General features: G+C 68.9%; 9 protein-coding genes and 1 pseudogene. 3 read left to right on the plus strand and 7 right to left on the minus strand.

Annotated features, from left to right (window positions below):
- From typA to A9X03_RS11675, 6 genes are all read right to left on the minus strand, one after another.
- Positions 1-1,851: translational GTPase TypA (gene typA, locus A9X03_RS11650; protein WP_067782508.1), on the minus strand; the 1,851-nt coding region annotated here is incomplete at its 3' end.
- A gap of 159 nt (positions 1,852-2,010) precedes the next feature.
- On the minus strand, positions 2,011-2,742 hold the full coding sequence (narI, locus tag A9X03_RS11655; RefSeq protein ID WP_067755804.1) for a respiratory nitrate reductase subunit gamma: 732 nt from the start codon (positions 2,740-2,742) through the stop codon (positions 2,011-2,013).
- On the minus strand, positions 2,735-3,400 hold the full coding sequence (gene narJ, locus A9X03_RS11660; protein WP_067755807.1) for a nitrate reductase molybdenum cofactor assembly chaperone: 666 nt from the start codon (positions 3,398-3,400) through the stop codon (positions 2,735-2,737). The genes narI and narJ overlap by 8 nt, the downstream gene beginning before the upstream one ends.
- Complete coding sequence (gene narH, locus A9X03_RS11665) at positions 3,397-5,013, minus strand: nitrate reductase subunit beta (RefSeq protein ID WP_067755810.1); 1,617 nt, start codon at positions 5,011-5,013, stop codon at positions 3,397-3,399. The genes narJ and narH overlap by 4 nt, the downstream gene beginning before the upstream one ends.
- A 36-nt stretch (positions 5,014-5,049) precedes the next feature.
- The gene (locus tag A9X03_RS11670; RefSeq protein ID WP_067755970.1) at positions 5,050-8,733 is read right to left on the minus strand and encodes a nitrate reductase subunit alpha; all 3,684 of its coding nucleotides are present in this window, start codon (positions 8,731-8,733) and stop codon (positions 5,050-5,052) included.
- A gap of 407 nt (positions 8,734-9,140) precedes the next feature.
- Positions 9,141-9,545, minus strand: coding sequence for a (deoxy)nucleoside triphosphate pyrophosphohydrolase (locus tag A9X03_RS11675; protein ID WP_067755813.1), 405 nt, complete (start codon positions 9,543-9,545; stop codon positions 9,141-9,143).
- Positions 9,546-9,569: 24 nt separating this feature from the next.
- Here A9X03_RS11675 and A9X03_RS11680 point away from each other — a divergent pair, with 24 nt between their 5' ends.
- Positions 9,570-9,854: a 4a-hydroxytetrahydrobiopterin dehydratase gene (locus A9X03_RS11680; protein WP_067755816.1), complete on the plus strand. Its 285-nt coding sequence runs from the start codon at positions 9,570-9,572 to the stop codon at positions 9,852-9,854.
- Here A9X03_RS11680 and A9X03_RS11685 read toward each other — a convergent pair.
- On the minus strand, positions 9,851-11,095 hold the full coding sequence (locus tag A9X03_RS11685; RefSeq protein WP_067755820.1) for a mannosyltransferase: 1,245 nt from the start codon (positions 11,093-11,095) through the stop codon (positions 9,851-9,853). The genes A9X03_RS11680 and A9X03_RS11685 overlap by 4 nt on opposite strands.
- 190 nt (positions 11,096-11,285) lie before the next feature.
- Between A9X03_RS11685 and A9X03_RS11690 the strand changes: the two genes are divergently transcribed.
- Complete coding sequence (locus A9X03_RS11690) at positions 11,286-11,957, plus strand: hypothetical protein (protein ID WP_067755823.1); 672 nt, start codon at positions 11,286-11,288, stop codon at positions 11,955-11,957.
- A gap of 32 nt (positions 11,958-11,989) precedes the next feature.
- Positions 11,990-12,313, plus strand: a pseudogene (locus tag A9X03_RS11695) (hypothetical protein); the annotation flags it as partial.

A 12,313-nucleotide genomic window follows, 5' to 3' on the forward strand; every position in this document is an offset into this window, starting at 1 on the left:
GGTCGTGGCGTCCAGTTCGACCTTGCGGACCCGGACGATCTCCGGAGTCACCTCGACGCATTCGTCCTGCGCGCAGAACTCCATGGCCTGCTCCAGGTCGAGCTCGAGCGGCTTGGCCAGGGTCTCGATCACGTCCGCGGTCGACGAGCGCATGTTGGTGAGCTTCTTCTCCCTGGTGACGTTGATGTCGAGATCCTCTGCGCGCGGGTTGATTCCGACGACCATGCCCTCGTAGGTGTCCTGGCCCGGCTCGACGAAGAACTGCCCGCGGTCGGCGAGCTGGATCATCGCGAACGGCGTGATGACTCCGGACCGATCGGACACCAGCGAGCCGGTGTGGCGGGCCCGGATCTCCCCCGCCCACGGCCGGTAGCCGTCGAACACCGCGTTGGCGATGCCGGTGCCGCGGGTGATGGTGAGGAAGTCGGTGCGGAAGCCGATCAGGCCGCGGCTGGGCACGACGAAGTCCATCCGGACCCAGCCGGCCGCGTGGTTGGCCATTTCCTCCATGCGGCCCTTGCGGGCGGCCATCAACTGGGTGATGGCGCCGACGAATTCCTCGGGGCAGTCGATCGTCATCGCCTCGAACGGCTCGTGCAGCTTGCCGTCGATCGTCTTCGTCACCACCTGCGGCTTGCCCACGGTCAGCTCGAAGCCTTCCCGTCGCATTTGTTCGACCAGCACGGCCAGGGCGAGCTCGCCGCGGCCCTGCACCTCCCAGGCGTCCGGCCGGCCGATGTCCACCACCCGGATCGACACGTTGCCGACCAGCTCGGTGTCCAGGCGGTTGCGGACCATCCGCGCGGTCAGCTTGTGGCCCGACACCTTGCCCGCCAGGGGCGAGGTATTGGTGCCGATTGTCACCGAGATCGCCGGTTCGTCGACGGTGATGCGCGGCAGCGCGTGGGCGTGATCGGGATCGGCCAGGGTGTCGCCGATCATGATCTCGGGCAGCCCGGCGACCGCGACGATGTCACCGGCGATCGCCTCGTCGGTGGGGCTGCGCTCGACGCCCTCGGTGGCGAGCAGCTCGGTGATCTTGGCGCTGGTGATCACGGGCAGGCCGTCGACCTCCCGCATCCAGGCGACCTGCTGGCCCTTGCGCAGCTTGCCGTTGTAGATGCGGATGAGGGCGAGCCGGCCGAGGAAGGCGGACGCGTCGAGGTTGGTGACCAGCGCCTGCAGCGGCGCCTCGGGGTCCCCCGACGGCGGCGGGATGTGCTCCATCAGGACGTCGAACAGCGGGTCCAGGTTGTCGCCGGCGGGCACCTCGCCGTCGGCCGGCTGGGTGGTGCTTGCGATGCCCGCGCGGCCGGAGGCGTAGAGCGTCGGCAGGCCCAGCGCGTGCTCGGCGGCCTTGGCGGCTTCGTCGTCCAGGTCGGACGCGACGTCCAGCAGCAGGTCGTGGCTGGCGTCGACGACCTCGGCGATGCGGGCGTCGGGCCGGTCGGTCTTGTTGACGACGAGGATCACCGGGAGGTGCGCCGCCAGCGCCTTGCGCAGCACGAACCGCGTCTGCGGCAGCGGCCCCTCCGACGCGTCGACCAGCAGCAGGACACCGTCGACCATGGACAGGCCGCGCTCCACCTCACCACCGAAGTCGGCGTGCCCGGGGGTGTCGATCACGTTGATGACCGTGACGGTCCCGTCCGGGTTGCGGCGGTGCACCGCGGTGTTCTTGGCCAGGATGGTGATGCCCTTTTCCTTCTCCAGGTCACCGCTGTCCATGATGCGTTCCTGGGTGTCGTCGCCGCGGTGGGTCAGGGCGCCCGACTGCCGCAGCATCGCGTCCACCAGGGTCGTTTTGCCGTGGTCGACGTGGGCGACGATGGCGACGTTACGGAATGGCACGTCGGTGATTGTGGCAGCGCGAGGCGGTCAAAGGCGAACTGGCAGGTGCGCCCCGCCGGTCGCCCGTTGTGCGTCCAGGGCGGCCCGGCACGGCGTGTCGCCGCCCTGGACGCACACGGAAAGCCCAGGACGCACACGCATTGCTGGGTGCCCGAACACCTACCAGCCCCGCCGGCGCGGGGCCGTGCCGACCAATTCGCCCTTGGTCACCTCGTCGCGGCTGCGGTAGACGATGTAGGGCCGGAACAGGTAGGCGATCGGCGCGCTGAAGATGTGCACCAGCCGGGTGAACGGCAACAGCGTGAACAGCACCATGCCGATCAGGGCGTGCAGCTGGTAGTCCAGCGGGGCGTTGATCATCACCTCACCGTGCGGCTGGAACAGCCAGATCCGGCGGAACCACATGCCGACCGTGTAGCGGTAGTGGAACTCGCCGCCGTGCGGGCCGGTGCCGATCAGGTCGCAGTACAGGCCCACCACGATGGCCAGCACCAGCACCACGTACATCACCTTGTCGCTGCGGGTGGTGGCCATGGTCACCGCGGGCCGGGTGAACCGCCGGTAGATCAACAGCCCGATTCCGGCCAACGTGGCGAAGCCGGCCAATGACCCGGCGATCACGGCCTGCAGGTGGTAGGCATGGTCGCTCATCTTCAGCATCTGCGTCACCCGCGGCGGGATGAACAGGCCCATCACGTGTCCGGCGAAGACCGCCAGGATGCCGAAGTGGAACATCGGGCTGGCCACCCGCAACAACTTCGACTCGTAGATCTGCGAGGAGCGCGAGGTCCAGCCGAACTTGTCGTAGCGGTACCGCCACCAGGTGCCGACGATCAAGACCGACAACGTGACGTAGGGCGAGATGTCCCAGAACAGTACGCTGTCAAACACCTGGCGCTCCTTCGCGTCGGGGCGGCACCGTCAAGTTAAAGGGTTGCAGCCCAACGGCTTCCGCGGGCGGACCGGCTTTCGCCAGGCGCTCAGCGCGGCGCACGTCGGAGTCGGTCGCGGCCGGCAGCGTCGCGCACACCGCCGCCACGGTCGGCTCGTACGGCGACTCCGCGCCGGCGAGGGCGCCCCGCAACACGTCGATCGGAACGCGGTGCTCGCTCAGCAGCCGGCGCCCCGCCGCGGGGTCCACGGTGGCGGCGAATTCGAGCACGACCGGAAGGTGGTCGGGCGCCTCGGCGCGCGGCGGCCGCACGCCCGCTTCGCGGTAGGCGGTGGCGAACTCGACCATCTCGCGGCCACGGTTGCGGGTGTCCCCGGCGGTCCAGTACGTCAAGTACATGGTGCAGTGGCGCCGCATGTCGAAGGTCGCCACGTAATCCATCGCAGCGGCCATCGGCTCGCGGGCCCGCAGCGCGGCGAGCGTCTGCCCGAGCAGCGCCGCCGCGGGCCCGGTGATGTGGCCGAGCAACTCGTCGACGGTGTCCAGGCGCCCCGGCAGGTCGTCGTCCGGGTAGGCCAGCAGCAGCGACGCCGCCTGCCAGACGAGTCGGTCCTGCAGGATGTCGGCGCGCCCGCGGCGCCCGGCCAGCAGCCTCATTGCTGCCGCCCGTCGGGAAACATGCCTGCGGGCACCTGGCGCCCGTCCCAGTTCAGCAGGTTCACCCGCGGCCGCCCGTTGGCGGCCGCCTCCCCGCCGGGGTGCTTGAGCGCATGGAACGTCTCCACGGCGACGGGCACCGGCTCACCCGACTCGTACATCCCCGGGCCCCCGTCACCGGTCAGCGAGCAGCCCATCTGCTCGAGGTCGCGGGCCTGCGGGCTGAACGCCGTCGGAATGACATACCGGTCTTCGTATTTCGCGATGGCCAGCAGCCGGTACATCTCGTAGATCTGTTTCTCGGTCATGCCGACCGAATGCGGTATGTGCGGCTGGGTTTCGCGGCCGAGGTTGATGTCGCGCATGTAGGAACGCATCGCCGCCAGCCGCCGCAGCACGCCCTCCACCACGGCGGTGTCCCCGGCGGTGAACAGCTCGGCCAGGTACTGCATCGGAATGCGCAGCGCGTCCAGCGCACCGAACAGGTTGCCCAGCTCCTCACCGTCGTGGCCGTCACGGCTGACCGCGTCGACCACCGGGGACAGCGGCGGGATGTACCAAACCATCGGCATGGTGCGGTATTCGGGGTGCAGCGGCAGGGCCACCCGGTAGTCGTTGATCAGCGCGTAGACCGGCGAGCGCTGGGCGGCCTCGATCCACTCGTCCGAGATGCCCTCGGCGCGTGCGGCCGCGATCACCTCGGGGTCGTTCGGGTCCAACAGGATTCGGCGCTGCGCCTCGTATAGGTCGGTCTCGTTCTCCACCGACGCCGCCTGAAGCACCCGGTCGACGTCGTAGAGCACCAGGCCCAGATACCGCAGCCGCCCCACGCACGTCTCCGAGCAGATGGTGGGCAACCCGACCTCCATCCGCGGATAGCACAGGGTGCACTTCTCGGCCTTGCCGGTCTTGTGGTTGAAATAGACCTTCTTGTAAGGACATCCGGAGACGCACATCCGCCAGCCGCGGCAGCGGTCCTGGTCGACCAGCACGATGCCGTCTTCGCTGCGCTTGTACATCGCGCCCGACGGGCACGACGCCACGCAGGAGGGGTTGAGACAGTGCTCGCAGATCCGGGGCAGGTAGAACATGAAGGTCTCTTCGAGCGCGAGCTTGACGTCCTCGCTGACCTTCTTCAGGATCGGGTCGCCGGCCAGGATCTCCGGCGAGCCACCCAGGTTGTCGTCCCAGTTCGGCCCCCAGGAGATCTTCATCGGTTCGCCGCTGATCTGGCTCTTCGGTGCGGCCGTGGGGAACGTGTCGCCCGCGGGTGCGGTGGTCAGGTTCTCGTAGTCGTAGGTCCATGGCTCGTAGTAGTCGTCGATGACCGGCAGCCTGGGGTTGGCGAAGATGCGCAACAGCTTCTGGATGCGGCCGCCGTCACGCAACCGCAGCCGCCCCTTCTTGTCGCGTATCCAGCCGCCCCGCCACCGCTCCTGATCCTCGTAGGTGCGCGGATAGCCCTGTCCCGGACGGGTTTCGACGTTGTTGAACCACACGTATTCGGTGCCGGACCGGTTGGTCCATGCCTGCTTGCAGGTGACCGAGCAGGTGTGGCAGCCGATGCACTTGTCGAGGTTCATCACCATCGCCAGTTGCGCCATTACTTTCATTGTCTCGCTCCGCAAGCTTCGCTCGGACGTTTCATGTCAGTACGTCACCTCCTGGCTGCGGCGACGTACCACGGTGACCTCGTCACGCTGGTTGCCGGTCGGCCCCATGTAGTTGAAGGCGAACGCGTGCTGGCCGTAGCCCCCGGCGAGGTGGCTGGGCTTGATGCGGACGCGGGTCAGCGCGTTGTGGTTGCCACCGCGCTTGTTGTTGGTTTCGGTGCGGGGCGTGTCGACCGTGCGCTCCTGCACGTGGTAGACGAACACCACGCCGTCGGGCATGCGGTGGCTGACGATGGCGCGGCAGACGTAGATGCCGTTGGCGTTGACCGCTTCGACCCAATCATTGTCCCGCACTTCAAGTTTGGCCGCGTCGCCGGGGCTCATCCACATCGTCGGTCCGCCGCGGGACAACGAGAGCATGTACAGGTTGTCCTGGTAGGTGGAGTGGAAGGACCACTTCGAGTGCGGGGTCAAATACCGCACGGTGAGCCCGATCCCGTCCGGGGTGGGGCCGAGCTCGGGCTGGCCGAACAGCCGCGTCATGTCGAGCGGCGGGCGGAACACCGGCAGGTGCTCGCCGAGTTCCTCGACCCAGTCGTGGGCCAGGTAGAAATGCATTCGGCCGGTCAGCGTGTGGAACGGCTTGAGGTTTTCGATGTTGATGGTGAACGGCGCGTAGCGGCGCCCGCCGGTTTCGCTGCCCGACCATTCCGGGCTGGTGATCACCGGCACCGGACGCGCCTGCGTGTCGGCGTAGCAGATGCGGCGCTCCTCACTGCCCTCGGCCAGATGCGCGAGCCGCTGACCCGTCCGCTTTTCCAGCTCGCGGAAGCCCTCGACGGCGAGCCGGCCATTGGTCGTGCCGGACAACAGCAGCAGCACGTCGGCCATCCGCGCCGCGGTGGTGATGGCCGGGCGGCCCGCTCCCGCACCGGAATTCATCACGCCGAACTTGGCGGACAACTCCTCGACCTCCCGGAACGGATGCACCGTGATGCCCTTGGTGGTCACCCCGAAGGTCTCGACGAGCGGTCCCAGGGTCTGCCACTTGTCGTAGACGGCGCCGTAATCGCGTTCCACCACGGTGAGCCGGGCCATGCTGCGTCCGGGCACCGGCGTCGCGCCGGTGTGCAACCAGTCCTCCTCCGTGCCGTCGGGATAGGCCATCGCGTCGGGGGTGTCGTGCTGCAGCGCGGTGAGGACCACGTCGCCCCGGGTGCCCAGGTGCCGCTTGGCCAGCGCGCTGAAGGCGCGCGCGATCGCGCCGAAAGCGTCGAAGTCCGAACGGGTTTCCCACGGCGGATCGGTCGCCGCGCTGAACGCGTGCACGTAGGGGTGCATGTCCGTGCTGGAGATGTCGGCCTTTTCGTACCACGTCGCCGCGGGCAGCACGACGTCCGAGACCAGCGTCGTCGAGGTCATCCGGAAGTCGATCGACATCATCAGGTCGAGCTTGCCCTCGGGGATGTCCCCCTCGCACACCACGTCGACGGGCGATATCCCGTCGGCCGGCGGCTCGGCCTGCACGTTGGAATCGGTGCCCAGCAGGTGACGCAGGAAGTATTCGCCGCCCTTGCCCGACGATCCGATCAGGTTGGCCCGCCACACCGTAAGCACCCGGGGCCAGTTGACCGGGTTGTCGGGATCGGTGACGGACAGCTTGAGTTTGCGGTCGCGGAGCTGCTCGGCGACGTAGTCGGCGACGTCGCGACCGGCGGCGCGCGCCTCGTCGGCGACGTCCAGGCTGGAGCGGTCGAACTGCGGATAGAACGGGCTCCAGCCCATCGCCGTCGCGGAGGCCAGCAGGTCCATCGTGTGCTTGCCCGCGAACCGGCCGCGGCCAAGCGGGCTGGCCAACTTGTCGGCCGCGTAACCGTCGTAGCGCCACTGGTCGGTATGCGCGTACCAATAGGAGGCTCCCGGCACCTGCCGCGGCGGACGCACCCAGTCCGTGGCCATCGCCATGGTCTGAAAACCGGTGAGCGGACGCACCTTTTCCTGTCCGACGTAATGGGCCCAGCCCCCGCCGTTGCGCCCCATCGAGCCGGTGAGCATCAGCAGCGCGAGCACCGCCCGGTAGATGGCGTCACCGTGAAACCACTGACAGATCCCGCTGCCCATGATGATCATCGACCGGCCGCCGGATTCCTCTGCGCTGCGGGCGAATTCCTTGGCGACGCGGATGGCCTGCGCGGCCGAGACACCGGTGATTCCCTCCTGCCAGGCGGGGGTGTTCTGCTGGGTCGGGTCGTCGTAACCGGTGGGCCAGTCGCCGGGCAATCCCGGTCGGGCCACCCCGTACTGGGCCAGCATCAGGTCGAAAACGGTGCACACCAGGTGCTTGCCGACGCGGCGCACCGGGACGCCGCGCGCCACCGTGGCGCCTTCACCGTTGAGCGTGTCGAAGCTGGCCAGGTGCACCAGCGCGGTGTCGCCGTGCGCGTTTCGCACGCTGAGCGCCGGCATCAGGCCGCCGAGGTCGAGGTTCCACTTGCCGACACCGTCCTCGCCGTAGCGGAATCCCAGCGAGCCGTGGGGCACCACCACCGAATCGGTGGCCTCGTCCAGCACCGCCGGTTTGAGCGCCGCGTTCTCGACGCCCCTGCCCAGGTCCGCCGCCGTGAGGTTCTTTCCCGGCACCAGCATGTCGCCGCGGGATTCCAGCTTGATCAGGAACGGCAGATCGGTGTAGCGGCGCGCGAAGTCGGTGAAGAACGGAACCTCTTTCCGCACATAACATTCCGTCAGAATGACGTGGCCCATCGCCATCGCCAGCGCCCCGTCGGTGCCGGCGGCGCACGGCATCCACTCGTCGGCGAACTTGGTGTTGTCGGCGTAGTCGGGGCTGACGGTCACCACCTTGGTGCCGCGGTAGCGCGCCTCGGCCATCCAGTGCGCGTCGGGGGTCCGGGTGATCGGGACGTTGGAGCCCCACATCATCAAATACGCTGCGTCCCACCAGTCGCCGGACTCGGGCACGTCGGTCTGATCGCCGAACACCTGCGGCGACGCGACCGGAAGGTCGGCGTACCAGTCATAAAACGACGTCATGGGGGCGCCGATCAGCTCGAAGAACCGCGACCCGGCCGCGTAGGACACCATCGACATCGCCGGGATGGGCGAAAATCCCGCGACGCGGTCGGGCCCGTAGGTCTTGATGGTGTGCACGTGGGCGGCGGCGATCAACTCGGTGGCCTCGGCCCAGGTGACCCGGACCAGTCCCCCTTTGCCACGGGCGCGCTGATAGCGGCGACGGCGCTCGGGGTCGGCCTGAATGTCGGCCCAGGCCAATACCGGATCGCCCAGTCGCGCCTTGGCTTCCCGGTACATCTCGACCAGCACGCCCCGCGCGTAGGGGTAGCGCACCCGGGTGGGCGAGTAGCTGTACCAGGAGAACGACGCGCCGCGGGGACACCCGCGCGGCTCGTATTCCGGCCGGTCCGGGCCCACCGAGGGATAGTCGGTCTGCTGGGTCTCCCAGGTGATGATCCCGTCCTTGACGTAGATCTTCCAGGAGCAGGAACCGGTGCAGTTGACCCCGTGGGTGGAGCGCACCACCTTGTCGTGGCTCCACCTGTCGCGGTAGAACACGTCGGCCTCGCGGCCGCCCTTGCGCGTCACGGTGCGCAGGTCGGCCGAGAATTCACCGGGGGTGAAGAACCGCCCGCTGCGCTCCAGCAACTCCTCGAGCGCTCCACCGACGTGTGGTGTGACAGTCAACAGGTATCCCTTCCACTCCGTAGCGCCGCGCGTGCCGGGCCGGCCGGCGTTTCGGCCCGGGTGCGTCGTACCGGGCATCGGCCCATCGATTCATCGGCCGGCACGAACCATGGCCGACGGCCTTTGGCCTGGGGAACGATCGCGCACCGGCGCGGGGCGCGTAGGACGCGCCTAACACCTCCGCGACGGGCGGCCCGATATCGAAATCGATTGGTCAACATGGGTTTTAGCGACTTAGAGACATCCGGCCGGGACCCTGTCACCGCGCCGTACAGACGTGGGATCGCTTCCGGTACACGCTTCCAGGTCAAGTAGTTCTTACAAGTACACGTTGGGTTTATATCTCAAGTTCACCCTCGCGACCTTCTACGAGGCTGGGCGTCGGCTGCGGAACAGCTGTGGGCTTGTTATGAGGCCGCTGCGGACAGCGCCCGCACCAGGTCAGCGACCCAGCCGCGGTCGGCGGGCACCCAGTCGACATCGGGCAGCTCGTCCGCGGTCACCCAGCGCACCGCCCCATGGTCACGCGCATGCGGCTCTCCGCTGAGCAATCCCACGCGGTACGCCCGCAGGGTCATGCCCTCCAGCGCGATGTCGTCGCCCAGCCGGCCCCCCACCTCGACGTCGCCGACCTCGAGGCCCAGCTCCTCGGCCAGCTCGCGGGCCAGCGCATCCCGCTCCGTTTCACCCGGTGCGACCTTACCGCCGGGCAGTTCCCAGCGGCCGGCCAGCTCGGGCGGCCGGAGGCGTTGCGCCACCAGCACCGTGGCGCGGCGGATGACCGCGCCCGCGACGACGATCTGGGTCGGCATGGCCAGACGGTATACGGTCGAAATATGGCTGTGTTAACGGATGAGCAGGTGGACGCCGCACTGCCCGATCTCAACGGATGGGAGCGCGCCGACGGTGCGCTGCGCCGGTCGATCAAGTTTCCGAGCTTTCTCGCCGGCATCGACGCGGTGCGCCGGGTGGGCGAGCACGCGGAGAGCAAGGATCATCACCCGGATATCGATATTCGTTGGCGAACGGTGACTTTCGCCCTGGTGACGCATTCCGAGGGCGGCATCACCGAGAAGGACGTCGCCATGGCGCACGACATCGACGGGATCGTCGGCGGCTAGTCCTTGGACTCGGCGCCGGCCATCTCGCCGGTGCGGCGCGCGCCGGTGGCGGCGATCCAGACCAAGGTCGCCACGGCCGCCACGATGTAGACGAGGCCGGCCCAGGCCAGGTACCAGGGCCGGCTGATCTGCCAGATGGTCGGCTGCGCGAAGCTCAGCAGCCACGGCACGCCGACGATGGTGAGCGCCAGCCAGCCCCAGCCCACGATCCGCGCGCCGGGGCGCTCGCGGGGTGGCCCGTGAATCGCCCAGATCATCAGCGGCACCAGCCACACCCAGTGGTGGGTCCAGGAGATCGGCGACAGCAGCAGCCCGAACAGCTCGACCACCAGTAACTTGCCCAGCCGGTCGGCCGGGTCCAGCGCCCGCCAGGCCAGCACGGCCGCCACCGCGGTCGCGCCGATGGCGATCAACACCGGCGGGCCGAAGCCGGCGTCGTGACCCAGGATCCGGGAGATGCCGCCGCGCCAGGACTGGTTGAAGGAGGTGGCGACGGGCCCCACTCGTTGCGCATCGCCCAGCAGCTTCGTGAAGTAGTAGGCGGTCTGATCGCCGACCACGATCGCCGACACGCCGACGGTGGCGAGGAAGACCACGGCGGAGAAGGCCGCCGCGGCCCACCGCCGCACCCCGACCAGGTAGACGCCCGAGATCGCGGGCGTCAGCTTGATGCCGGCCGCCACGCCGACCAGCAGCCCCGACAGCCACCACCGCGTCGTCAACACCGCCCACAGCACCAAGAGCATCAGCAACACGTTGACCTGCCCGTAGTCGAAGGTGCTGCGCAGCGGCTCGATCCAGATGGTGATCGCCGTCCACGCCATGGCCAGGCGGCGACCGTCGGCGCCGGGCGCCACGCCGATCAGGCGCTGGCTGATCCGGATCGCGCCGTACAACGCGGCCATGGTCGCGATCTGCCACGCGAGGGCGACCAGGCCGAACGGCAACAGGCTCAGCGGGTAGAACACGACCGCGGCGAAGGGCGGATAGGTGAACGGCAGCGGGAAGTCCGGCGTCTGGTCGGCGTAGACGTAGCTGTACAGCGTGCCGGGGTGGTCGATGGCCGCGGCCCCGCCGAGGTAGACGTGCAGGTCGACGAAGTTGGCGCCGTGCGGCGCCAGGTAGGTCCAGGCGAGCCGCGCGGTGACGCTGGCGAGCAGCAGGGCCGGTGCGGCCGCCCGCAGCAGACTCGCGAACCGCCGGCGATCCGATGCCGCCGGGGCGGCCGAGGTGGTGTCGATGAGCCGACTTTAGCGATCGCGGCGGCCCGAGCGGACGCCGTCGCGCCCAACGGCCTGGTCGGCGGGCGTTCGGTCACCGCCGTCACTCGTATCAATAACGATCAAATAAATGCCACACGTGTCACTTGAGTCCCACCAGTATCAACGTAACTTCGGCGCTGGACCCCGTAATCCACAACCAGGGAGAGTCATGCCAACCATCTGGACTTACTTGCGTGCAGCCGCCGTCGTAGTCGGTTCGTCCGCAGCCCTACTCACGGGCGGTATCGCCCACGCCGACCCCGTGCCGGCTCCGCCGATCCCGAACATTCCGCAGCAGCTGATCAGTTCGGCGGCCAACGCGCCCCAAATCCTGCAGAACCTCGCCACCGCGCTCGGCGCGACCCCGCCGGCCGCGCCGGCCGCCCCGGGCATCACCTTCCCGGGTGTCCCGTCGGCCGCCGCGCCGTCACCGGCGACCAACGCGGCGATCCCGTCGATCCCCGGACTGGCGCAGGCACCGACGCCTTCCGCCCCGTCGGCGGCGCAGGGCCTGCAGGGGCTGATCCCCGGCCTGACGCAGCCGGCACCCGCGGCGCCCGCCGCCCCGGCCACGTCGTCCATTCCCGGACTGCCGGCCATCCCGGGGCTGTCGACGCCGGCCGCCCCCGCCACCCCGCCGACCCCGCAGATTCCGCAGGCGAAGGTCGACATGCCGGCGTTCCTGCCCAACATGCCGGTCAACCTGCCCGCGCAGATGACCCTGCCGCAGGACCTGCCGGCGCTCGCCGGCGCTCCCGCGGCGCCGGCCGCTCCGGCGGCGCCGGCCGCGCCGGCCACCGGGGCCAACCCGGTTGCCCCGCTGCTCGCAGGGCTGCCCTGAGTAATTAGCCAGACAGCAACGCCAACCCCCTACTGACCGGAGGACACACCGTGGCGACCACTTGGAATCTGTCCAAAGGATTGGCCGCTGTCGTGACGGCATCGGCTGCCGCGTTCGGGTTCTGCCCGAGCGCGGCAGCCGACCCGGCGACACCGCAACCGAATTCGACTCAAGAACTCCCGGGCCTGCCCGCGCTGTCGCAGCTGAGCCCGATCATTCAGCAAGCCGCCACCAACCCCGGGCAGGCCACCCAGCTGCTCATGGCCGCGGCGCAGGCCTTCAGCCACAACCAAAGCGCGCCCGGCGAGTCCCGCAACGTGGCCCAGTCGGTGAACCAGTTCCTGGCGATGCCGGGC

This window comes from Mycobacterium sp. E1715 (assembly GCF_001667625.1).
In the GTDB taxonomy this organism is placed as follows: Bacteria; Actinomycetota; Actinomycetes; order Mycobacteriales; family Mycobacteriaceae; genus Mycobacterium.

Coding starts and splice junctions, on each gene's coding strand:
- narJ (WP_067755807.1), bottom strand. CDS start 3,400: ATGAGGCTGCTGGCCGGGCGCCGCGGGCGCGCCGACATCCTGCAGGAC.
- narH (WP_067755810.1), bottom strand. CDS start 5,013: ATGAAAGTAATGGCGCAACTGGCGATGGTGATGAACCTCGACAAGTGC.
- A9X03_RS11675 (WP_067755813.1), bottom strand. CDS start 9,545: ATGCCGACCCAGATCGTCGTCGCGGGCGCGGTCATCCGCCGCGCCACG.
- A9X03_RS11680 (WP_067755816.1), top strand. CDS start 9,570: ATGGCTGTGTTAACGGATGAGCAGGTGGACGCCGCACTGCCCGATCTC.
- A9X03_RS11690 (WP_067755823.1), top strand. CDS start 11,286: ATGCCAACCATCTGGACTTACTTGCGTGCAGCCGCCGTCGTAGTCGGT.